We start from the raw sequence: 24,220 nt of genomic DNA on the forward strand, positions 1-24,220 counted from the left end.
GCTGCCTCACTTTCTACTGATGATCAAAGTGGTGAATTTACCTGTTCATGTAAAAATCACCAACTGTTAGACATAGTATTTTACACATTAGTTCTTCTATGCACGTCGAATTGTATTTTTTTATCTTATATTAGGCATTTATGACTTCTTTTTTTACATCTGGTAGGCCTTTTAGTAAATTTTCAGCAATTGTTAACCACTTCGATGTTTCTAAACCATTTGTTTTCATAACGATTTTCAATTGTGATCCTTCCATTCCTAAACCAATCATACGTCCAAAACTATTTCCGAGCATGAATAATTTTCCGCCATCAATATTTTGGCTGGCTTGTTCCGAGAACAGGATTGTTACTTCAAATTTATTTTGCTTAATTAATTCAATTTGTTCTTTCATTGCTAATACTTTAATATTTGCAATTTGTAATAAGTACCCAACTTCTTGCGGGTAATCACCAAATCTATCTATCATCTCTTCCTGCAGCTCTTCAATATCCTCAATTGCAGAAACACCTCTAAATTGTTTATACATCATAATTTTTTGTTTACTATCTGAAATATAAGCATCTGGTAAATATGCATCTACTTCCAAGTCGATTTCAACATTAACTGTATTTTCAACTCCATCTGTTCCTCTGCGCTGTTCAATCGCATCTTTTAGCATTTGAGAATATAGATCAAATCCGACAGAATCAATAAATCCATGTTGTTCTGCCCCTAACAAGTTACCCGCACCACGAATTGATAAATCCCTCATTGCAATTTTGAAGCCAGATCCAAGCTCTGTGAACTCTTTAATTGCTTGCAGACGTCTCTCTGCAACTTCTGATAACACTTTATCACGTTTGTATGCAAAGTATGCATACGCAACGCGATTAGAACGCCCAACACGCCCACGAAGCTGATACAACTGTGATAGTCCCATACGGTCTGCATCAAATACAATTAACGTATTTACATTCGGAATATCTACACCTGTCTCAATAATTGTTGTACTTACAAGAACATCATGCTGCCCTTCTAAAAACGATAGCATAACAGACTCTAATTCACTTTCGTTCATTTTCCCATGCGCATAAGTTACACGAGCATCTGGAACTAACATCGAAATTTCATCTGCTTTTCGTTCGATATCCTCCACTCGGTTATACAGGAAATAAACTTGCCCACCTCTTGCAAGCTCTCGTTCTATCGCCTCTCGCATTAATGCTGGATTATACTCTACTACATACGTTTGGACTGGGAAACGATTCTCTGGTGGCGTCTCAATAACAGATAAATCACGCACACCAAGCATAGACATATGGAGAGTACGCGGAATTGGAGTTGCCGTTAATGTCAATACGTCAACATTTGCTTTTAATTGTTTGATTTTTTCTTTATGTGTTACACCAAATCTTTGCTCTTCATCAATAATCAGAAGTCCCAAATCTTTATAAGTAACATCTTTAGATAAAATACGATGCGTTCCGATTACAATATCTACCGTGCCATCTTTTAAACCTTTAATCGTTTCATTTTGCTGTTTTCTCGTACGGAATCTACTTAATAATCCTATATTGATTGGATAATCTTGAAAACGCTCTCGAATTGTTTCATAGTGTTGTTGTGCAAGGATTGTTGTCGGCACTAAAATCGCAACTTGTTTTTCATCCATAATTGCCTTAAATGCCGCACGAATAGCTACTTCCGTCTTTCCATATCCTACATCACCACAAAGAAGCCTATCCATCGGACGTCCGCGTTCCATGTCCTTTTTAATCTCTTCAATAGAGCGTAATTGATCCTCTGTCTCTTGATATGGGAAAGAAGATTCAAATTCTTGTTGTTCTGCTGTATCTGGTGTATATGCATAACCCTTTGAAGCTTCGCGCTCAGCATATAGTTTAATTAGGTCATCCGCAATGTCTTGTACAGATTTTTCGACTTTCGTTTTGACCTTCTTCCAATCATTCCCACCCAATTTATAAACTTTAGGATCCTTCCCTTCAGATCCTACATATTTTTGCACTTGGTCAATTTGTTCAATTGGGACGTATAACTTATCATTACCTTGATATTTAATATTCAAGTAATCTTTATGAACACCATTAATCTCTAATGTCTCAATACCTAAGAATTTACCTATACCATGATTTACATGAACTACATAATCTCCAACTTTTAATTCCGAATAACTTTTAATACGTTCAGCATTCGATAACTTTTGCTTACGTTGTGATTTTTTAACTTTCTTATGAAAAAGCTCTTTTTCAGTAATGACAACAAGCTTTTGCATCGGCATTTCAAATCCCGCATGTAAATCACCTACAGCAATTTGTAACCTTCCAGGCAATAATATATCTGTGCCCTCTACAATATCTGCCTCAATATCATAATCACTTAAAATATGTTGTAGTTTTTTCACACGTTCATCATCTGTGCCAAGCACAACAGTCGTAAAATGCCCTTCGCTCCATCTATCAATTTCAGTTTTCAACAACTGCATCTGCCCATGGAAGTCTTGCATTGTTTTACATGTCACATTCACAATGTTTTGCGGATGTGTATGTGCTATATGACGTAAGAATAACGTTAAATATACAAAACTTCTTTTTTTATGATGAAGAAATTCCTCAAACGAGTGGGAGAAAGATAAATCTTGAATAATTGTTCCCTCACCAAGAAGTGATATATACCATTCCGCCTCTTCTGTTTCAAGATGTGATGCGGTTTCTTGAATACGGGAAATCTCATCTAAAACTACAACACCATCTTCTGGTAAATAATCTATCAGACTAGCAGGTTCTTTATAGAAAATAGATAAATATTTAAACATCTGTTCTATACTTTGCCCGTTTTTTAACATCTCAATTTCATGACTTACCGTCTCAAGCACTGTAGTCTTCAATTTATCATCGGAAAGTTTTTGCATCGTCTTGGTCAAGCCTTCCTCAAGATGCTTAATTCCCAATTTCAATTCTTCCTGCGAAAATAAAAACTCTGTTGCTGGACCAAATCTAACACTTTCTTTTTTATCTTGAGAGCGCTGCTCATCCACATCAAATAATCGAATAGAATCGACTTCTGTGTCGAAAAATTCAATACGAAATGGTAACTCTTCAGTTAGTGGATAAATATCTAATATTCCCCCGCGCAAACTAAATTCCCCAGGAGCCTCTACCATCGACTTACGCTCATAACCAATATGATGTAAAGTATGCAAAAATGTATCTAAATCAATCTCTTGCCCTAGATTGATTTCAATTTGCCTTTGCTTCCACAATTCTTTCATTGGTAAAAATCTGCGCAGCCCTGCAACTGGCGCTACAATAATCCCATTCTCTCCAGCAGCTAAACGGTTTAATACCTCAATACGTTGCGCCTTCAATTCTGGACTTGCAACACCAAGTTCTGATGCTATCAATTCATTCACTGGATATAGCCATACATCTTTTTCACCAAGTAATGCCACTAAATCTTCATGCACTTTTTGCGCTTGATATAAATTATGTGTCACAATAAGTTGTGATTTTTTTGTTTTTTTATATAAGGCCGCCATTAATAACGAACGAGAAGAGGTTGCCATACCTGATACAAGTTGCTCTTTTAAACCATCTTCTAATCCATTAATAACCGATTGGATCTCTTCATTTTTATAAAATTGTTCTAATAAACCTATCATTTTCAAAACCCCTCTCAACATAAAGAGCAAGCCACTATATTTTATGCAAATATTTTGGAAAAAGAAAACAGAAAAATGCTTTGGACACGCCAAAGCGACAACATTTTATTGCAGAAATTTTTCATATTCATAATACTCAGGATAAGATGCGAGCGTTTCTTGACACGATTCACAAATCGTTTTTATATATATATTTCCATTCTCATGAAAATGAATCATCTCTACTACTTCTTGCTCTGTTAGTTGAAATAAAACGTCGCTATATACTTTTTCTGCGGTAACGGAGCCTACATTACTCCCGCAATGTCTGCAATAATAATACCCTTCCATACTAGCCTCCTAAAAATCCAATTACCACTAGTATGGGTAAAAACTAAATAAAATATTCCAAACCATACCCTTAACTATTGAAAGTATTCATGATTTGAAGAAACGGTTTATTTAACCATTCTTCGCATGCATCTGCTGCTTTTTCAATAGAATGATTTACATCAGGAATTTCTTCCGATGTAAAGCGTCCTAATACGTAATCTACTACCTTCATTCCATTTTTCGGACGATCAATTCCCATACGGATACGTTGAAACTCTTGTGTTCCTAAATGTGAAATTGTTGATTTCACACCATTATGTCCACCAGCACTACCTTTCATACGAAGGCGTAATTTACCTACAGGGATGTCTAAATCATCGTACAGAACAACGAAGTCCTCTACATCAATTTTATAGTAATCCATAAGTGGACGAATACTTTCCCCAGATAAATTCATATATGTAAGTGGCTTTAGTAAGATTACTTTTTCTCCATTAACAAACCCTGCACCAAATACTCCTTTAAATTTTTGTTCGTTTAAAGAAATATTCCAACGCTTTGCAAGTTCATCAATCGCCATAAACCCAATATTATGCCTTGTTAATTCATATTCTCTACCCGGGTTCCCAAGTCCTACTATCAATTTCATTCTTGTACCACTACTTTCTTTTTTCGATACGAAAAGACGTAACCAATCTTGGTTACGTCTCATTCTATCCAATTAATTGAATAATACACTTACAGATTCTTCTTCGTATACACGAATGATCGCTTCTCCGATTAGTGGAGCAACTGAAAGTTCATGTACTTTGTCGATTTTCTTCTCTTCTGGTAATACGATAGAGTTCGTTACAACTAACTCTTTAATATTTGAGTTTTGGATACGTTCAATTGCTGGACCAGATAATACTGGGTGTGTACAGCAAGCATATACTTCAGAAGCACCGTTCTCAACAAGAGCGTTCGCTGCTAATGTAATTGTACCAGCTGTATCAATGATGTCATCAATTAAAATTGCTGTTTTACCTTCAATATTACCGATAATGTTCATTACCTCTGATACGTTCGGACGAGGACGACGCTTATCAATAATAGCGATTGGCGCTTTTAGGCGATCTGCCATTTTTCTAGCACGAGTTACCCCACCATGGTCAGGTGACACGATTACGATATCTTTAAGACCTTTTGTTTCAAAGTAATCTGAAAGAATCGGTACACCCATTAAGTGGTCGATTGGGATATCAAAGAACCCTTGAATTTGTGGAGCATGTAAATCTAGAGTGATTACACGAGTTGCACCTGCTGTTTCAAGCAAGTTTGCTACAAGTTTCGATGTAATTGGTTCACGAGAACGCGCTTTACGGTCTTGACGCGCATAACCATAGTAAGGAATAACAATATTAATTGTTTTTGCAGATGCACGCTTTAATGCATCGATCATAATAAGTAATTCCATGATATGTTCGTTTACTGGGAAGCTTGTAGATTGAATAATGAATACATCGCAACCACGGATACTTTCTTCAATGTTAATTTGAACTTCTCCATCACTAAAACGATCAACAGAACATTTTCCTAGTCCTACTCCAATGTGCTTTGCAATTTGCTCAGCAAGTTCCTTATTAGAGTTTAAAGAGAATACTTTCAAATTAGAATTTAGATATTGAGTCGACATCTAGATTAACCCTCCACATTATGATTTTTTCTTATTCAGCAATTGATCAACATAGTCTTCTTTGTTAACTTGACGTGCACGTGCTACAGATAATGCTTTTGATGGAACATTCTCTGTAATTGTAGAGCCTGCTGCCACATAAGCACCATCTTCAACTGTTACAGGAGCAACAAGGTTTGAATTACATCCAATAAATACCCCGTTACCAATCACAGTTTTGAATTTATTCTTACCGTCATAGTTCACCGTAATTGAACCACAACCAAGATTCACGTCTTCTCCAACTTGTGCATCCCCGATATAACTTAAGTGTGAAGCTTTACTTCTATTACCAAAAACAGTTTTTTTGATTTCCACGAAGTTTCCAACGCGTACTTCATCTCCAATAACTGAATCTGGGCGAATATGTGCAAATGGACCAACCGATACTTCTGTACCAAGCTTACTATCATGTACAGTAGATTGACGAATTGTCGTACGATCTCCAATTTCACTATCACGAATTACTGTATGTGGTCCAATTTCACAATCTGAACCAATTACAGTGTTCCCCTCAATAATTGTTCCTGGATGAAGAACTGTATCACTACCGATAATTGCATCAGCAGAAATATACGTGTTACTTGGATCAATAATCGTAACACCATTTACCATGTTTTTTCGGTTGATACGGTTTTTCATAATAATTTCCGCTTGCGATAGAGCGACTCTGTCGTTAACACCTAACGTTTCATCGAAGTGCTCTGTTTGATAAGCTGATACAATATGACCTTCATTTTTTAAAATCTCAATAACATCTGGCAGGTAATATTCACCTTGTACGTTATCATTTGAAACTTTAGAAAGTGAAGCAAATAAAGCTTTATTATCAAAACAATACGTACCTGTATTGATTTCTTTAATAGCTAATTCCTTCTCATTTGCATCCTTATGCTCAACAATTTTTTCAACATGACCATTCTCATTACGAACGATACGACCATATCCAGCAGGTTCTTCTATGTAAGCTGTTAGCACCGTCGCCATTGCCCCTGCTTCTTTATGTTGCTGAAGTAATGCTTCCATCGTTTCAGCAGTTATTAGCGGTGTATCACCACAAATAACTAAAGTTGTTCCTTCTTCATTTGCAAGTACACTTGCAGCTTGATCTACAGCATGCGCTGTACCAAGTTGTTCTGCTTGTAATGCAAACTCACTTACGTTTCCTAGCTGTTCTTGTACCATTTCAGCACCATGTCCTACGACTGTTACAAGTTTCTGCAATCCTAATTGAGATACTTGATCGACAACATGTTGTACCATAGGTTTTCCACATACAGGATGAAGCACTTTGTATAGCTTAGACTTCATACGTGTGCCCTTGCCCGCAGCTAGAATCACTGCAAATCTGTTTGACATATAGACCCTCCATCGCAACCTATTTATCCATTAACGATATTATCCTAAATCATCATATATTTCAAGAAACACATTTTAACTATTAAATTTTACCATAATTCTTATAAGATGTTTTACTCTTTAGTATCTTTTTTAAGAAATAAGCTATACTATTTAAAATGATTTTGAAAAAATTAGAAGTTTTCCTCTTTGTTTTATTGAATTTAGAATTTTCCGAACGACATATAAATATAAACACAAAAAAACAAACTCCTGTAAATGCTTACAGGAGTTTGTTGCAAAATTATAGGACTTTCTTTAAAAAGCCCTTGTCATTCGAATTTTACGAAGCGCCCGCTTCTTCAAACTCAACCTCTTCTAACTCGCCTAAACGGTGATACTCTGTTAAAACCGCATCTTGAATTTTAGAGCGTGTATTAGAATTAATTGGATGTGCAATGTCACGGAATTCTCCATCTGGAGTACGTTTACTTGGCATTGCTACAAATAATCCATTATTACCGTCAATTACACGAATATCATGAACAACAAATTCATGGTCTAGAGTAATAGAGGCAATTGCTCTCATGCGGCCTTCTGTGTTTACGCGGCGTAATCTTACGTCAGTCACTTCCATCTTGTGTTCACCACCCTTTTCTAAATAAGCGATATATTTGTATAAATTCCACAAAATTTCTATTTTCCCTTTAATTTTTTAAAAATTTTTAAGATAAAAATTTTTAATGTAATTGAATATAGAGATTAGTAGACGTTATCGCTTACAAAGAATTACTTAACTAGGGCAATTACTTCGATTTCAACTGATACATCTTTCGGTAATTTTGCTACTTGTACACAAGAACGAGCTGGCTTATGAGTAGAGAAATAAGAGCCATATACTTCATTAACAGCATTAAAATCATCCATATCTTTTAAGAATACTGTTGTTTTTACTACTGTATCAAATGAAGCACCCGCTTCTTCTAATACTGCTTGTAAATTTTGAAACACTTGCTCTGTTTGTACTGTCACGTCTCCTGCTACAAGCTCTCCACTTGCAGTTAACGGAATTTGTCCTGAACTATAAAACATATTATTTACAATAATCCCTTGTGAATATGGTCCAATCGCTTGTGGTGCATTGTTTGTTTGAACAACTTTCATTTTTTTCACCCTTTTATTATTTATTTTTACTCTTTAAAAATAGTGCACGAAAAGCAGTTTGTCCATCTATTTTATAATTTATAAATAGAATAAAAAAAAGATAAAGCTATCTGCTTTACCTTTTTACTCAGCCTCTACAAGCCCTTCTTCAAATGGTGCCAGTGAATAATTTCCCTTTTCCACTTGAATTGCTTTTTCCTTCACATCAACTTCTGAAAGACGGATTAATGATACAAAATTATTAATTAATCTTTCTTCAATATCCGTGGACTCTACTAATACACCAATACCAACAACATTAGCCTTAAACTCTTCTAACATACTCATCATACCTTGAATTGTTCCGCCAGCTTTCATGAAGTCATCAATAATTAAAACATTTGATCCTTCTGGAAGACTACGCTTTGCTAACGTCATTGTTTGAATTCGCTTAGAAGAACCTGATACATAGTTAATACTAACTGTTGGTCCTTCTGTTACCTTATTGTCTTTCCTTGCAATTACTACCGGTACATCTAAGTAATTTGCCACTGCATAAGCAAGTGGAATCCCCTTTGTTGCCACCGTCATAACTGCATCAATTGGTTGCCTAGCAAAAACAGAAGCAAACAAACGACCTGCGCCATTAATATGACGAGGATTACTTAAAAGATCTGTCATATATAAGTAACCACCAGGCAAAATACGATCTGGATTTTCGAATAAGCTACACAGCTCGCCAATAATTAGATCTGCCTCTTCTTCACTTATATATGGTATATATTTCACTCCTCCTGCTGCTCCTGGTACCGTTTGCAATGTGCCGACCCCTTGTTGTTCAAACGTTTGCTTAATAATAACTAAATCTTCACTAATAGAAGACTTAGCCGATTGATACCTTTCAGCAAAAAAAGTGAGAGAAACTAGCTGACGAGGGTTTTGTAACAAGTAATAAGTCATGTCGACTAATCTTGTACTTCGTCTAATTTTCATACTCTCACCTCAAATCACGAATATTCTAAACAAATCATAACGTATTATACGTCTTTATTCAAGCGTTTCTCGCTCTCCCAATAAACGTACTGCGTATACTTGTTCGCAAAATCCTTTTAATCCGTTATATATACGATGCATTCGCGAATCATGGTGCACAAGACCAAATACGGTTGGGCCACTTCCACTCATTAATACGGCATCCGCTCCAAATCGCTTCATTTGTGCCTTAATACGCGCAACTTCAGGGTGCATCGCAAACGTTACATCTTCTAAAACGTTACCAACAGTATCACAAATCCCTTTGTAGTCCCCAGCATTTATGACATCAACCATTTTATCTACATTTGGATGTGTAACTCGATTTAATTTTAAATTTCCATACACATCAGCAGTAGATACACCAATATGTGGTTTTGCTAAAATAACCCAACAAGAAGGTGGAGTTTTTATATGCTCAATTTGCTCTCCTCTTCCAGTGGCAATTGCTGTTCCACCATATACGCAAAACGATACATCTGACCCAATTTCTGCGCCAAGCTCTGCTAACTGGTCAATTGTAAGCCCTAAATTCCATAATTTATTAAGACCACGTAATGTCGCTGCTGCATCACTACTTCCACCCGCTAATCCAGCTGCTACTGGAATCGTTTTTTCGATAGTAATAGATACACCTTTTTTCACATTAAACTTCTCTTTTAATAATTTCGCTGCTTGATAAGCTAAATTCCTTTGGTCGTCTGGGACATACCGATTATGGGATAAAATTTCAATACGGTCTTCTGCTAATTCCATTAGTTCTAAACGATCCGCTAAATCAATTGTTGTCATAATCATTTTCACTTCATGATATCCGTCTTGTCTTTTTCCCAGTACATCTAACGACAGATTAATCTTTGCTGGTGCTTTCACTAGTAGCTTCAATCTATTCACCCACTCTATGTACTCAATCTTTTATCGTTTATTTTACCATAAATTTATAGTAAGACGATGACACTTCCCTAATTATAACGAAAAGCATTCAGAATGAAACTACTTATGTAAAATGACGGCACCTTTTATAGTACAAAAAGCCGAGGAATCATTCCTCGGCTACCGTAGCATAGAAAGTATCTTACAACTACTGGTTTTGTTTCATTAATTGCTGTTCTGCAATTTCTATAGCACGTTTCACCATGTTACCAGCATCTTTCGCACGAATTCCGCCCCAGCCTTCTTTCTGAACAACATCATAAAAGCCTAGCTCTTTTGCAAGCTCTTCTTTAAATTGATTTGACATGACACCTCTTCGTCTACTCAATGCAAAGTCCCTCCTTATTTTGCTACGGTATAATTAGTATGCAAAATAATATAGCTTTTCATTTGTGGGAATATATGTAACGATACATAAATTATAAAAGTACTTCATTATGAGGTTCACCATAAAATGTTAACTCTACTGTCTCTGTTAAAACATCCGCATAGCTATACGATACACGTTGCAACGCATCTTCTTGCTGATCCAGTTGTACAACAAAAACAGAACGGTACGTTTCTGCAAGTACACCTGATTGTTCTACAGTCTTTCTTCTCCCACTATTTGCCTTTAACATCAGTCTCTGTCCAAGATGGTGATCTAATTCGCTTTTAATTTCATCTAAACGTTTTGACATATACTTCGTTACACCTCGCTGTAATTTAGATTGAACACTTAAAACACGATATATCTATCCCAATTATTAACCGCAACTCACAGACAATATCATTATAAAAGCATCATGCGTTCGAATAGATAGAAGAAATACTATATTGTAAAAGTATCATTATGTAGTCTGTACGTTCTTGTCTCTTTTTATCCAAGCTGATTTAAATCCTTTCCATACAAAAAAGCAAGATACATATGTACCTTGCTTATTCTTCATAATGTTGAAAGGGTAATCCAGTTCGCAAAATTCCCCTTGTCTCAATCCCGCCAAGTCCTTTTTCGCCAGTAATCGTATTACGTACAACATCCCATACATTGACTCTCTCCATAAATGACGTAAAACTAATTTTGCCAACCACATATACAGGATCTAGTGCGTGAATATTAATTCTAGATGGTGAACTAGCAAAATTAGCACCCGCTCGAATTAATGCTTCAAAGTGTGATTGACATGCTCCAGCAAAAATAACGAGTTGATCCAATGATGGATATTTTTTTCGCACTTCTCGAACAGCCTGTACAAAATGTCTTGAATGCCTATATGCCGCTAAATCTCCCTTTACCCCTTTGGATTTTGTATACGCATCGTGCCCTGTAATAACTAAAATGTCCGGACGGAAATGATCTATTAAATCTACTACCTTTTCATGCATCTCTGTTTCTTTACAATGAATACCTTGTACAGGAACACCAATTTTATTATATAGGTCTAGGCACTTGCGCAAATATAACGGGTCTCCATCTATGTGCAATACACGTCCTGGCATTTGAAAATAATTTACCTCACTTGTATATCCACCAGTTGAAGTATGTTCATGCCTTTGTTTCATCAATACATAATCTTGTTGAAACAAACGATACGTGCGCTCCATTGTTTCTTTCTCACGCTTCGCTCTTTTTTTATGTTCTCGTTGATCTATACTAATTAAATCTTCAAGTGGCGCATCCGCCACCAATCTAATTTCCTCTCCAAACAATATAGCTATCTCGCCTTTTATTTCTATAATACGAAAAAGGATATCCCTATTATGAGAATATCGTTCCACTAATTCTCCAACATGTAAAGCCATTCTCCTACCTCCAAACTCGTTAGGCCATCTTACCTGTTTTTAAAGTATGAATTTAGGAGAGAAAAGGTGACAAAAGGGACAGTTCAAGTTGAACTGTCCCTTTTATATTCTTATGACAATTTATGAAGAACTAATGCATTACTTAATGTTGCAAACTCTTCAATCGATAGTGTTTCGCCTCTTCGTTTTGGATCAATTTCTACTTCTGTTAAAATTCGATCTAACAGCTCTTTATCTTTCGGGAAACCATTTAAATTATTTGATAAATTATTCATTAAAGTTTTACGACGCTGTGCAAAACTTGCTCGTACTACTTCAAAGAAGAAATTCTCATCTGTTACTTCTACAACTGGTTTCGGACGTTTTAGAAGACGGATAATTGCAGAATCCACATTTGGTTGTGGTACAAACACTGTACGTGGTACAGTCATAACTGTTTCTACCTCTGTATAATACTGAATAGCAATCGATAAAGAACCATACTCTTTCGTTCCAGGTTTAGCAGCTAAACGATCTCCAACTTCTTTTTGCATCATAACAACAAATCCACGAACCGGTAATTTCTCTTCCAGCAATTTAAATAAAATTGGCGTTGTAATATAGTATGGTAAGTTAGCTACTACCATTACATCTTGCCCTTCCTCAAATTGCTCACTAAACACCTCATGTACATCTGCCTTTAGTACATCTTTATTTATAACTGTAACGTTGCTATATGGAGCTAACGTTTCATCTAAAATCGGTAATAATCTCTGATCAATTTCAAAAGCAACTACTTTTTTAGCACGCTTCGCTAATTGTTCTGTTAACGCACCGATACCTGGTCCAATTTCAATTGCACCACTTTCTGAACCAATCTCAGCATGATCAACGATACGATTTAATACATTCGTATCAATTAAAAAATTTTGCCCTAAACTTTTCTTGAATGAAAATCCATATTTTTCAACTATGTCTTTCGTACGATTTGGCGTTGCGATATCCTTCATTTTCTTTCCTCCTGTATGACTTGCTTATAAGCTTCTGCAAACGATTCTTTTGAAACTTGAAACATTTGTAAACGTTTATGTAACTGTTTTGCATTTGTATAACCAATCTTTAATAGCTTACCCATTCTTTCTCTGCGACTCTTTGCCCTTTCTCCGCCCACTAAGCCTGCATCGACTAAATCGCTCCAACTAATTTCACTTGTGTAAGCTTCCATTTCTTCATGTATATTCTCTAAAGCACGGCGAATTGATTCATTAGAAGCATGTTCAATTCCGACGCCTTTTTTCCTTTTAGCAAGTGCTTCTTCCTTCGGTAAAAAAGCATGTTTACAACCAGGGACCTTATCAGAAATGATTTTTCGAATACGCTCTCCAGGATAATCCGGATCTGTGAAAATAATAACGCCTCTTTTTTGCAGCGCTAATTTCACCTGCTCAATAACATGATCACCGATTGCTGAACCGTTCGTTTCAATTGTATCCGCATCAACAGCACGCTTAATCGCAACTGTATCATCTTTACCTTCTACAACGATAATCTCTTTAATTTTCATGCTTGCCTCCACACTCGTTTCGTCTCTACTTAGTAAAACAAAAAAATGACGACTTTTCCATTATTATTTTCCCCATTCTTACATTTTAAAAAATAGAATGTCCAAAACTTTGTTCTCTCTCCTTATTGTAACACTTCCTCATTCGCCCTTATTTTCTCTATCACTCTCACCATTTTTTCACAGAAATAAAAAAAGAATGGGTTCTCCCACTCCTTTTTATTCAACACCAAATAAAGCTTTTGCATTTTTTGTTGTTATTTCTGCTACTTCCTCATAAGAAATTCCTTTTAAGTTCGCAATTTCTTCTGCTACAAGTTTTACATAACTCGGTTCATTTCGTTTCCCTCGAAACGGATGTGGTGTTAAATATGGACAATCCGTCTCTATTAACAATTTCTCTAATGGAATCTCTGCAGCAACTTCTTTCGGTTTCTTAGCATTCTTAAATGTAACCGGTCCGCCTAGCGAAATTAAAAAGTTCATATCAACACATCGCTGCGCTACTTCTACGCTGCCGCTAAAGCAATGCATAATGCCTCCCACTTCAGCTGCATTCTCTTCTTCCAGAATATCAACAATATCTTGAGTTGCATCGCGGTTATGTATAATAATCGGCAATTTTACCTTTTTGGCTAATGTAATTTGTTTACGGAATACTTCCTTCTGTATTTCTTTTGGAGACTTATCCCAGTGATAATCTAAGCCCATTTCCCCAAGTGCAACGACTTTAGGATGGGAAGCAAGTTCTTCTAACCACGCTAAATGCTCTTCTGTCATGTCGATTGCATCAACTGGATGCCATCCAACCGCAGCGTAAATAAAATCATAGGCTTCGGCTAATTCAATCGCTTTTTTTATCGTTACTTCATCAAAACCAACAACGACTGTATAAGTAACTCCTGCTTCTTTCATTCGTGCAATAACTTCTTGTAAATCTTCTTCAAATTGCTCCGCATTCAAATGTGAATGTGTATCAAACAACATAATACATAACTCCTTTTATATTGAAATCAAATTTATTCTACACAAATAAGCTCTTTAATAACTTAACGATAACAATACTACAATCTTAATGCAAAAATAGAGAGTGTAAAAAGAAAAAAGACACTTCACACATGTTACACGTGAAACATCTCTTTTCTTGTCTTAATTACTTGATTTTTGTACCATTTGGTAGATTTTGGTCAATTGACGCTAATGACAATACGCCATTTTCTTCACCCGCTAAAATCATACCTTGTGATAATTCACCGCGTAATTTTACAGGTTTTAAGTTTGTTACACAAATAACCTTTTTACCTTTTAGTTCTTCTGGCGAATAGAATTTTGCAATTCCAGAAACGACTTGACGCTTTTCTGTGCCTAAGTCTAGCTGGATTTTTAACAACTTATCTGCTTTTTTCACAGGTTCAGCAGATAGTACTTCTGCTACGCGTAATTCTACTTTAAAGAAATCATCAATTGTAATTTCTTCTGCCTTCGGTTCTTCTTCTTTTTTCTCTTCTACTTTAGGTGCAGAGCTTTTCATTTGTTCTTTAATGTACTCTACTTCCACTTCCATTTCTAAACGAGGGAAAATTGGGTTTCCTTTTTCTACTTTTGTTCCAGCTGGAATACAGCCAATTGTAGATAGACTTTCCCAAGATTTATGTGCTTCATCATTAAGACCAAGCTGAGCAAACATTTTGCTTGGTGCTACTGTTAAGAATGGCATAAGCATAATACCCGTTTGACGAAGTACTTCTGCTAAATGAGCCATTACAGAAGCTAACTTTTCACGATCATTCTCATCTTTCGCTAATACCCATGGTTGTGTTTCATCAATATATTTATTCGTACGGCTAACCAATTGCCAAATTGAGCTTAGCGCTACAGAGAATTCCATATTCTCCATTGCTTCTTCTACTTTTTTCAATGTATCTTTCGCAAACGTTACTAACGTTTCATCAAATTCTGTTACATTTGCTTTAAATGCAGGGATTTCTCCATTAAAGTACTTATCAATCATAGCTACTGTACGATTTAATAAGTTACCTAAGTCATTTGCTAAATCGAAATTAATACGCTCCACAAATCCTTCTGGTGTGAATACGCCATCAGATCCGAATGGAACTTCACGAAGTAAGTAATAACGTAATGCATCTAATCCGTAACGATCGATTAATGTAACTGGATCTACTACATTTCCTTTTGACTTACTCATCTTTCCATCCTTCATTAAAATCCAACCATGAGCAAAGACTTTTTTCGGAAGAGGTAAATCTAATGCCATTAAAATGATTGGCCAATAAATTGTATGGAAACGAACGATTTCTTTTCCAACTAAATGTACATCTGCCGGCCAGAATTTCTTATACATCTCTTCATTTTCTGTTCCATAACCTAATGCTGTAATGTAGTTAGATAATGCGTCAACCCATACGTAAATAACGTGTTTGGGGTTACCTGGAACACGAACTCCCCAGTCAAATGAAGTACGAGAAACTGCTAAGTCTTCTAAGCCTGGTTTAATAAAGTTATTAATCATTTCATTCTTACGAGACTCTGGCTGAATGAACTGTGGATTATCTTCATAGAATTTTAATAGTCTATCGACATATTTACCCATTCTAAAGAAATACGATTCTTCACGAACAAGTTCTACATCATGACCACTATCTGGACTTTTCCCTCCAACTACTTTGTCACCTTCCATAATTGGATCTACTAATTGGTGCTCCGTATAGAATGTCTCATCTTGTACAGAATACCAACCTTCATATTCATCAAGGTAAATATCACCTTGATCTACTAGTTGCTTAAAGATTTTTTCAACAACATCTTTATGACGATCTTCAGTTGTACGAATAAAATCATCATAAGAGATATCCATCTTCTCCCAAAGTTCTTTAATTCCTGCAACGATGTTGTCCACATATGCTTGTGGTGTAACATTTAGTTCTTCTGCTTTCTTTTGGATCTTCTGTCCATGCTCATCAGTTCCTGTTAAATAATGAACATTATATCCTTGCATACGCTTATAGCGTGCCATCGCATCTCCTGCTACTGTTGTATAAGCATGTCCAATGTGTAATTTTCCACTTGGATAATAAATTGGGGTAGTAATATAAAAGGATTTTTTTTCCTCTGTCATTGTTTTGGACCTCCCGGATAACCTCATATGTATTTATAAATAGTATATCAAAAACTTATATATAAAGTGAAACTTTAATCTGTGGGGGTTTTGTTCACTCCCGCGGATTATTAGCCCGCACCAATCGGGCTTTTACGAGCAATCCGACTCCAACTTAACTTCTTTGCTCTAGCCAAATTTTAAATTTAGAATCTTACTGCTTGTTAATGCTGGATAAAAACGAGTTAATACTTAGTATCTTTATCATCTATTGCTCATATTTCAAGAAAATATACAGTCCTTACTTACAATCTATAAATTTTTCTGAAAATAAAGTGAAATAATAGTAGAAATTACTCACATTCTATTATATATAAGAAGTAAGAAATCTATAAATCTTTTTAAAAAATATAGAATTAAAGAATTGACGGAAATGTAAATGATTGGTATCATATGTCCATAGGGTATTTTGTCGAAAAATGACGAATCTAGAAAATAGACTCGAAACTTATAAACTATTTCTTTAGGAGGAAAAGAATTATGAAATCTACTGGTATCGTTCGTAAAGTTGATGAATTAGGTCGTGTAGTAATTCCAATCGAATTACGCCGTACTTTAGGTATTGCAGAAAAGGATGCTCTTGAAATCTACGTTGATGACGAGAAAATCATCTTAAAAAAATATAAGCCAAACATGACTTGCCAAGTAACTGGTGAAGTATCTGATGGTAACCTATCTTTAGCTGAAGGTAAAATTATCTTAAGCAAAGAAGGCGCTGAGCAAATCTTAAACGAACTTCAAGATTATATCGAAACAGCAAAATAAGCTTCTCAATTATGAGAAGCTTATTTTTTATCGACATGATAGATTTGATATACATCGCGTTTCGACAAATCTCGATCTTTAGCGACTGTTTTTATCGCCTCTTTTGAATTCATACCTTTTTCATTTATATAATGTTCAATATGATTATATACTGAAATAGATTCCCACCATTGTTCTTCTGGGGCAGGTTCTTCCGTTGAACCAGCTACTAAAATACAAAACTCGCCACGAACTTCATTTTGTTTCGTCCACTCAATTGCTTCTTCGATTGTCCCTCGAATAAATTCCTCAAATTTTTTCGTTAACTCTCGACATAATACAATTTCTCTATTTCCCAACACTTCTTGCATCGAGATTAAAGTATCATCTAAACGGTGAGGTGCTTCATAAAACATTATTGTAGGTTGTACATAACGAAGCTTCTCTAACTCCATTTTTCTTTCTTTTTTATTTCTTTGTAAAAATCCATAGAAATAAAACTGTTTTGTTTCAAGACCTGATGCAATTAATGCTGTAAGTGCTGCATTTGCCCCAGGAAGCGGGATAACATGATACTGTGCTGCTACAGCCTCTACAACAATATCGTAACCAGGGTCTGAAATACACGGCATACCAGCATCACTCACAATGGCTACAGTCTTACCATCTGCTAACTTATCTAAAATTTTTCGTCCACTTACTTCTTTGTTATGTTCATGGTAACTCATCACAGGTGTTTCAATTTCAAAATAATTACAAAGCTTCTTCGTTTGCCTTGTATCCTCCGCTGCAATAACATCTGCTTCTTTTAAAATTCGAATTGCACGAAATGTCATATCCTCTAAATTTCCGATTGGAGTTGGTACTAAATATAAAACTCCCTTTTCATTTTGCTGAAAGCTTTTTTGTTGCCACATATGGTTCTCCTTTTTGCATATATTCTTCTTTTTGTTTTCTATTTAATTGTTTAAAATAATACTCTGCTTGCATAGCTGTACGCTTATCCTCATGGTCTTCTACGTATTTTAAAACAACAGGAAGTCTAGCACGCGTATACCTAGCCCCTTTCCCGCTATTATGGGTCTGAATCCGCTTCTCTATATGATTTGTATATCCAGCATAATAACTTCCATCAGAGCACTCCACTACATAAAAACAATGCTTATTCTTCTCCATATAAAATTGAACGAATCTCCTTTGTATATTCATTATTTTCTTCATATACAAAAAGAGGTGGCAATATTTTTAAATCTGCATTTCCGTCCTTAATTCCTTCAATTAGCAATGTATTCGCTTCTTTCCCTGCCTTAGGATAAACAAATCGTACACGTTTTGGTTCAATTTTATATTTACGCATTAATGTAACAATGTCTAATAAACGACCTGGACGATGTACAAATGCCACTTTCCCGCCCTGTTTTACTAGCTGACTGCTTGCAGATACAACATCCTCTAATGTACACATAATTTCATGCCGAGCTATCGCTAAATGTTCATTCATATTTTTCTCAGAAGTTGCAGGTGTTTGAAAATACGGCGGATTACATGTGACAACATCATATTGATGACGTCCAAGTTTCTCCGGCATATTTTTTAAATCCCCATGTATTAAGTGAATTCTTTCTTCTAACTTATTGTATTGAACGCTTCTTATTCCCATATCATATAAACGTTCTTGAATTTCCACCCCTGTAATATTCCCTTTCGTTCTCGTACTCAACAGAAGGGGTACAACTGCGTTACCTGTACACAGATCAAGTAAATTACCTTTTTGAATTGGCACCCAAGCAAAGTCTGAAAGTAAAACAGCATCTAATGAAAAATTAAATACCGATGGACTTTGTATAATTTTCATTTCTTGTGCTAATAAGTAATCTAAACGTTCATCTTCATATAATTTCATATATTACTCCTTTTCTTACCCTTAACCTACCCTATTTCATCTTCTACTAATTAAAAACATATTTCATTCTACTCTCATGTATAAAAAATTACCTTTCCAATTATCATTGGAAAGGTAATTTCACTTTTTATTTAAAAATGACAGGCAGAATAAACAATCGCCCTCTTTACGTACACTTCCATAATGCAGATTACAAATATGAAAACCTTCTTGATATAGTCTCGCTAAATTATCATAGCCTTCACCAATATCTGTCTTCGGTTTCACTTCTTTACGTTTTTGAGTTTTTTGTTTTTCCTTAATCTGCACTTCTTCAAAGCGGTGTCGCAAATTTTCATTTTCCATTTTTATATGTTGGTTTTCTTCCAACAACTCTGCAAGATGTTGTTTTAATTCTCCCAACTGTTTGTATAAATGTCCAATTTGCTCTTCCATACTAGAAACCGATGCAAAAATATCTTTTTTCTCCACAAGCACCCACCTCATTAATCTGTGGTTTGACTCGAAACGACCCCTTTATTCACTAACTCATCTAACGTATATTCTACTATCCGTTCCTTGTCTACTAGTTCCACTTGAATTAATCTTTCTAAAATATTTAATCCGATAACACGGCCAGTACCATGCGGGGTTTGTATACGTTGATCTAAATCAGGAAGTTGTTCCTTTGCTGCCTCATACTCATCATTCTCATATTTTAAGCAACACATTAAGCGACCACATAAACCAGAGATTTTTGCAGGATTTAATGATAAATTTTGATCCTTTGCCATCTTAATGGATACAGGTTCAAAATCTCCTAAAAAAGTAGAACAACAAAGCATACGACCACATGGACCAATACCACCAAGCATCTTTGCTTCATCACGAACACCAATTTGTCTTAGTTCAATTCTTGTCCTAAAAATTGCCGCTAAGTCCTTCACTAGTTCGCGGAAATCAATCCGACCATCCGCAGTAAAGTAGAAAATAATCTTATTGCGATCGAACGTATACTCTACATCTACAAGTTTCATATCAAGATTATGTTCTACTACCTTTTGCTGACAAACTTGATATGCTTCTTTCGCAGCATGTTTGTTCTCTTCAACAATGGTACGATCATTTTCATTAGCAATACGAATAACCTTTTTTAGCGGTAATACAACGTCGTTTTCATCAACTTGCTTTTTGGTAATAACTACTTTTCCGTATTCAATACCCCTTACTGTTTCTACAATTACAAACTCATTTTCAGAGATATCGAACTGATTCGGATCAAAGTAATACACCTTTCCGGCCTTCTTAAAGCGAACACCTACTACATCATACAAAACGGTCATCCCTCCTGCAACCGCAACACTAACTGTTCGAACACAAGCTGCGCATTTACATTAGCGTTGATTCTATTTTTTGCCTCTAATATATTAAAGAGAGCTGATACAATGCGCTTCTGAGCATAGGAGAAAGATTCAAACATCTCTTTCTGCTCATGAAAAACAAGACGATCTTCTTCTCCAAGTTGAACATATAATAAATCCTTATAAATAAGGAGTAACATATCTAAACCTTGCTGTAATTGTTCTTTCTCTCCAAAGTGCTTTCCCCATTTTTCTTGTACAAAAAAAATAGAGGCTTTGTCTTTTTCGAGCGCTTCACATAATTTTATCACTAAAGCTCGTGCTTGTGCAAACCATTCATCACTACATAAAGCCAAAGCTTCATCAAAACTATTCGTGAGTTGTGCAGCAAGTGTCGCTAAAGATGCCGTAATACCTTCATCCTGTAATCTTCTAATTAAAGATTCAGTAGGTAACGGTCTAAATGTAACAACTTGACAGCGGGATAAAATCGTATTTAAAATTTGATGACTTTGTTCAGTAAGTAAAATAGCTGTTGTATCACTACTTGGTTCTTCTAAAAATTTCAAGAGTGTATTCGCTGCATTTGCTGTCATGCGGTCTGCGTGCTCAATAATATATACTTTTTTATTTGCTTCTAATCCTGTTTTTGAAAACTCTTCTTGTAAATCATGAATTTGCTGCTTCTTAATCGATAATCCGTCTGGTTTTACAATATGTAAGTTCGGGTGGTTACCTGAATCAATTCGCTTACAATTTGTACATACGTGACAAGGCTCTACCCCGTTCCGCTGAGAACAGAGGAAACTCTTTGCCATTTGAATTGCTGTCGCAAACTTTCCTGTCCCTTTCCCTCCCTCTAACAAGTAAGCGTGGGATATACGCTCTTTTGCAATGCTATTCATCAACATTTTTACACCGATGGGTTGTATAGCAGAAAGCTGCTCCCACGTCTTCATCATAATGCATACCTCACTTATTTCATTCTTTCCTTCTATTATAACAATTTATCTTCTATAATCTGAACAACTTCTTCTATAAGTTTTTCCATTGGTTGATCAGCATTTACTAATACAATACGATCTGAGAAACGTTCTACAACTTGTAAATATCCTTCACGCACACGTTTATGGAAAGAGATATCTTCCATATCTAATCGATTCACTTCACGTCCTGCATCTTTTTCAATTCGAGCTAAACCAATCTCTGGTTCAATGTCTAAGTAAATTGTTAAACTAGGCATACAGTCCTCTGTTGCGAAACGATTTATTTCAAATATTTTATCCATACCTAATCCTCTTGCATATCCTTGATACGCTAAGGAGCTGTCTATAAAACGATCACATAATACAAGGTAGCCCTCGTTAAGAGCCGGCATAACTTTTTCTACTAAATGTTGTCTGCGTGCAGCAGCATATAAAAGCGCCTCTGTACGTGCTTCCATCATCGTATATTCTTGTTTATGTAAAATCGTTCTAATATCCTCAGAAATTGCAATACCACCTGGTTCTCTCGTCGCCATTACCTTTTGTTCTTTTTGTTCAAAGTATGGCAATAAACTTTGAATTAATGTTGTTTTACCCGAACCTTCTGGACCTTCAATTGTTACAAATAATCCCTTCATCCTAAAACCTACTTTCTATATCATACACTTTCATATATTTCGTACTACCTTGAAAACGAGCGCCCGCTTTCTCTAAATACATAATTTGCTCTTTATGTTCTGAAGTAATTCTTTCCCCGTACATAATCAATGGAATTCCAGGTGGATACGGAATTATCATTTCCGCCGCTATCAAACCAACTGCTTCTTCTACAGATACTACTTTTGTTTCATATCCTTCTAGTTGTTTATATGTATACGGTAAAGGGGAAATTCCCCCTTTATAAGTATAACGAATAGATTCCCTCTTGTCTTTGACCTCATCATATTGCAATGCCACTCGAATCATCTCTATAGCCTTCATATACTCCTTATTGGCTTGCAAGGGCAAAATAAATAGGACATTATATGGATCTGCCATTTCCGTATATATACCGACCTTTTCAAATACAGACTGTAATTCGTATCCTGATAACTGACAACGTGTCTGTACGGTAACCTTTAACTCGTCTTGTAATGGATATTGTAAAATAGCTATTTGTGGAATAGAAGACAATTCTTCTTTAAATTCCCGTAAAAACTCGACAATTTCATCATGTCCCTCTTCTTTTATACGCGCTATTGTAAAACGTGCAATATCAAGAGAAGTCATAATTGGATACGATGGACTACTAGATTGTAGCATACTTAAATAAGTAGAAACTTTTTCTTCTTTCACTAAGTTACTATTTATATGTAAATAGGATCCCATCGTCATCGCCGGTAATGTTTTATGTGCAGAATGAACTACAATATCTGCCCCATATGCTAAAGCTGACTTTGGAAATGCTCCACCTAAGCAAAAATGAGCGCCATGTGCTTCATCTACTAAAACAGGAATTTTATGTGCATGTGCATAAGCAATACTTTCCTCTAAATCCACCCCCATACCATAATAATTAGGATGTGTTAAAATGAGTGCTTTAGCATTTGGATATTTTTCAATTGCTTCCTTAATAACCTCATTATGAATTCCCACTGGTACGTTATAAGCTTCATCAATCCATGGATCTAAAAAAATTGGATTTGCTCCCGCTAATTTTAAACCATTAATAATTGATTTATGACAATTTCTTTGTACAAGAACAATATCATGTTCCCCGCAACAAGACAAAATCATTGCTAGGTTCCCCACTGTTGAACCATTAATTAAAAAATAACTTTTTTCCACTCCATATACATCAGCTAATAATTGTTGTGCCTCATCTATACATTCAAATGGACTATGTAAATCATCTAATCCTGACAACTCAGTTACATCGATAGATAGTATATCTTTAAACCCCTCTATTGCCTCCTGAGGGAAGTTTAAACCACTTTTATGCCCTGGAACATGAAAAGATAATGGCCCTCTTTCTTTAAACTCTATTAATGCCTCATATAAAGGTATGCGATTTTGATTCATCTATATCTCTTCCTTATTATTTCATTCTTTATCTATTATACAGAACAAAAAAAATAATAGGCATATGCCTATTTAAAAATATGATACTTCTAATTTCCGAAGCTGTTTTAAATAATATATATACTTCGGATCATTTGTCTCCGTATTCACCATGTCCTTTTCACATTCATAACATATCAAATTATTATAAATATATATCCCTTCTTTTCTTTCTGTCTCACAAACAATACAAACTTCATTTTGTGATTTCATATCTTGCCCTCCCTATTTAAATGGACATATTTTATACTCCTATTCCTTAACAATTTACAGAAAAATATACATCAATCTCTTATATAATATGATTCACTCTTGGGCAACGTGTTTGTATTACCATTACTTCTTTTTTCGTGCTGTTTGAAAACACAAAAAAACACGAATCAAATGATTCGTGTTTTAGCTTGCTTGGCGACGTCCTACTCTCACAGGGACAAGGTCCCAACTACCATCGGCGCTAGAGAGCTTAACTTCCGTGTTCGGTATGGGAACGGGTGTGGCCTCTCTGCCATCATCACCA

At 35.5% G+C, this 24,220-nt stretch carries 26 protein-coding genes and 1 rRNA gene; 1 reads left to right on the forward strand and 26 read right to left on the reverse strand.

Going from position 1 to position 24,220, the window contains the following annotated elements:
* Nucleotides 1-130 precede the first annotated feature (130 nt).
* The 16 genes from mfd to metG all read right to left on the reverse strand — a co-directional run bounded on the left by mfd (nt 131) and on the right by metG (nt 16,591).
* Nucleotides 131-3,661: a transcription-repair coupling factor gene (mfd, locus tag DN390_RS12850; RefSeq protein WP_060629180.1), complete on the reverse strand. Its 3,531-nt coding sequence runs from the start codon at nt 3,659-3,661 to the stop codon at nt 131-133.
* Nucleotides 3,662-3,766: 105 nt separating this feature from the next.
* On the reverse strand, nt 3,767-3,991 hold the full coding sequence (locus DN390_RS12855; protein ID WP_000399441.1) for an anti-sigma-F factor Fin family protein: 225 nt from the start codon (nt 3,989-3,991) through the stop codon (nt 3,767-3,769).
* 70 nt (nt 3,992-4,061) lie between these two features.
* Nucleotides 4,062-4,622 (reverse strand): aminoacyl-tRNA hydrolase, encoded by a 561-nt coding sequence (gene pth, locus DN390_RS12860; RefSeq protein ID WP_001979768.1) that lies wholly within the window; start codon nt 4,620-4,622, stop codon nt 4,062-4,064.
* Between the two features lie 72 nt (nt 4,623-4,694).
* On the reverse strand, nt 4,695-5,648 hold the full coding sequence (locus tag DN390_RS12865; protein WP_000107420.1) for a ribose-phosphate diphosphokinase: 954 nt from the start codon (nt 5,646-5,648) through the stop codon (nt 4,695-4,697).
* An 18-nt stretch (nt 5,649-5,666) separates the two neighbouring features.
* On the reverse strand, nt 5,667-7,046 hold the full coding sequence (glmU, locus tag DN390_RS12870) for a bifunctional UDP-N-acetylglucosamine diphosphorylase/glucosamine-1-phosphate N-acetyltransferase GlmU (RefSeq protein WP_000071036.1): 1,380 nt from the start codon (nt 7,044-7,046) through the stop codon (nt 5,667-5,669).
* A 322-nt stretch (nt 7,047-7,368) separates the two neighbouring features.
* Entirely contained in the window at nt 7,369-7,662 is a 294-nt protein-coding gene (spoVG, locus tag DN390_RS12875) for a septation regulator SpoVG (RefSeq protein ID WP_000454042.1), read from the reverse strand.
* Nucleotides 7,663-7,814: 152 nt separating this feature from the next.
* Nucleotides 7,815-8,189: a RidA family protein gene (locus DN390_RS12880; protein WP_060629179.1), complete on the reverse strand. Its 375-nt coding sequence runs from the start codon at nt 8,187-8,189 to the stop codon at nt 7,815-7,817.
* A gap of 123 nt (nt 8,190-8,312) precedes the next feature.
* Nucleotides 8,313-9,161 (reverse strand): pur operon repressor, encoded by an 849-nt coding sequence (purR, locus tag DN390_RS12885; RefSeq protein WP_060629178.1) that lies wholly within the window; start codon nt 9,159-9,161, stop codon nt 8,313-8,315.
* A gap of 54 nt (nt 9,162-9,215) precedes the next feature.
* The gene (ispE, locus tag DN390_RS12890) at nt 9,216-10,085 is read right to left on the reverse strand and encodes a 4-(cytidine 5'-diphospho)-2-C-methyl-D-erythritol kinase (RefSeq protein WP_000772094.1); all 870 of its coding nucleotides are present in this window, start codon (nt 10,083-10,085) and stop codon (nt 9,216-9,218) included.
* A 196-nt stretch (nt 10,086-10,281) separates the two neighbouring features.
* Complete coding sequence (gene sspF, locus DN390_RS12895; protein WP_001985066.1) at nt 10,282-10,461, reverse strand: acid-soluble spore protein SspF; 180 nt, start codon at nt 10,459-10,461, stop codon at nt 10,282-10,284.
* A gap of 91 nt (nt 10,462-10,552) precedes the next feature.
* A complete protein-coding gene (gene veg, locus DN390_RS12900; RefSeq protein WP_060629177.1) occupies nt 10,553-10,813 on the reverse strand; it encodes a biofilm formation stimulator Veg in 261 nt (86 codons plus the stop codon).
* Nucleotides 10,814-11,051: 238 nt separating this feature from the next.
* Nucleotides 11,052-11,915 carry a sporulation peptidase YabG gene (gene yabG / locus DN390_RS12905; RefSeq protein WP_001173738.1) on the reverse strand — a complete coding sequence of 288 codons (864 nt, stop codon included), beginning with the start codon at nt 11,913-11,915 and terminating at the stop codon, nt 11,052-11,054.
* A gap of 110 nt (nt 11,916-12,025) precedes the next feature.
* Nucleotides 12,026-12,904, reverse strand: a complete 879-nt coding sequence (rsmA, locus tag DN390_RS12910) for a 16S rRNA (adenine(1518)-N(6)/adenine(1519)-N(6))-dimethyltransferase RsmA (RefSeq protein ID WP_063222202.1) — start codon at nt 12,902-12,904, stop codon at nt 12,026-12,028.
* Nucleotides 12,901-13,458, reverse strand: a complete 558-nt coding sequence (gene rnmV, locus DN390_RS12915; RefSeq protein ID WP_147807476.1) for a ribonuclease M5 — start codon at nt 13,456-13,458, stop codon at nt 12,901-12,903. Before rnmV ends, rsmA begins: the two co-directional genes overlap by 4 nt.
* Nucleotides 13,459-13,674: 216 nt before the next feature.
* Nucleotides 13,675-14,442, reverse strand: a complete 768-nt coding sequence (locus DN390_RS12920) for a TatD family hydrolase (protein WP_060629175.1) — start codon at nt 14,440-14,442, stop codon at nt 13,675-13,677.
* Nucleotides 14,443-14,608: 166 nt separating this feature from the next.
* Complete coding sequence (gene metG, locus DN390_RS12925) at nt 14,609-16,591, reverse strand: methionine--tRNA ligase (protein WP_147807477.1); 1,983 nt, start codon at nt 16,589-16,591, stop codon at nt 14,609-14,611.
* Nucleotides 16,592-17,110: 519 nt separating this feature from the next.
* Here metG and DN390_RS12930 point away from each other — a divergent pair.
* Complete coding sequence (locus DN390_RS12930; protein ID WP_000843036.1) at nt 17,111-17,395, forward strand: AbrB/MazE/SpoVT family DNA-binding domain-containing protein; 285 nt, start codon at nt 17,111-17,113, stop codon at nt 17,393-17,395.
* A gap of 20 nt (nt 17,396-17,415) precedes the next feature.
* Here the strand turns inward: DN390_RS12930 and rsmI are convergent, their stop codons facing one another.
* From rsmI to rrf, 10 genes are all read right to left on the reverse strand, one after another.
* Nucleotides 17,416-18,291, reverse strand: a complete 876-nt coding sequence (gene rsmI / locus DN390_RS12935; RefSeq protein WP_060629173.1) for a 16S rRNA (cytidine(1402)-2'-O)-methyltransferase — start codon at nt 18,289-18,291, stop codon at nt 17,416-17,418.
* Nucleotides 18,260-18,550, reverse strand: coding sequence for a GIY-YIG nuclease family protein (locus DN390_RS12940; RefSeq protein ID WP_060629172.1), 291 nt, complete (start codon nt 18,548-18,550; stop codon nt 18,260-18,262). The genes rsmI and DN390_RS12940 overlap by 32 nt, the downstream gene beginning before the upstream one ends.
* Nucleotides 18,537-19,277 (reverse strand): tRNA1(Val) (adenine(37)-N6)-methyltransferase, encoded by a 741-nt coding sequence (locus DN390_RS12945; protein WP_147807478.1) that lies wholly within the window; start codon nt 19,275-19,277, stop codon nt 18,537-18,539. The genes DN390_RS12940 and DN390_RS12945 overlap by 14 nt, the downstream gene beginning before the upstream one ends.
* Nucleotides 19,278-19,397: 120 nt before the next feature.
* Nucleotides 19,398-19,748: a DNA replication initiation control protein YabA gene (gene yabA, locus DN390_RS12950; RefSeq protein ID WP_000412056.1), complete on the reverse strand. Its 351-nt coding sequence runs from the start codon at nt 19,746-19,748 to the stop codon at nt 19,398-19,400.
* Between the two features lie 14 nt (nt 19,749-19,762).
* Nucleotides 19,763-20,590, reverse strand: coding sequence for a PSP1 domain-containing protein (locus DN390_RS12955; RefSeq protein ID WP_000272429.1), 828 nt, complete (start codon nt 20,588-20,590; stop codon nt 19,763-19,765).
* Nucleotides 20,591-20,595: 5 nt separating this feature from the next.
* Nucleotides 20,596-21,579, reverse strand: coding sequence for a DNA polymerase III subunit delta' (gene holB, locus DN390_RS12960; RefSeq protein ID WP_060629170.1), 984 nt, complete (start codon nt 21,577-21,579; stop codon nt 20,596-20,598).
* A gap of 35 nt (nt 21,580-21,614) precedes the next feature.
* Nucleotides 21,615-22,241: a dTMP kinase gene (tmk, locus tag DN390_RS12965; RefSeq protein WP_147807479.1), complete on the reverse strand. Its 627-nt coding sequence runs from the start codon at nt 22,239-22,241 to the stop codon at nt 21,615-21,617.
* Nucleotide 22,242: 1 nt separating this feature from the next.
* Nucleotides 22,243-23,664 carry an aminotransferase class I/II-fold pyridoxal phosphate-dependent enzyme gene (locus tag DN390_RS12970; protein ID WP_060629168.1) on the reverse strand — a complete coding sequence of 474 codons (1,422 nt, stop codon included), beginning with the start codon at nt 23,662-23,664 and terminating at the stop codon, nt 22,243-22,245.
* Nucleotides 23,665-23,736: 72 nt separating this feature from the next.
* On the reverse strand, nt 23,737-23,916 hold the full coding sequence (locus DN390_RS12975; RefSeq protein ID WP_060629167.1) for a sigma factor G inhibitor Gin: 180 nt from the start codon (nt 23,914-23,916) through the stop codon (nt 23,737-23,739).
* A 190-nt stretch (nt 23,917-24,106) separates the two neighbouring features.
* Nucleotides 24,107-24,220, reverse strand: a 5S ribosomal RNA gene (rrf, locus tag DN390_RS12980); the annotation flags it as partial.

The sequence above is a fragment of the Bacillus sp. SH7-1 genome (genome assembly GCF_008042405.1).
In the GTDB taxonomy this organism is placed as follows: domain Bacteria; phylum Bacillota; class Bacilli; order Bacillales; family Bacillaceae_G; genus Bacillus_A; species Bacillus_A thuringiensis_N.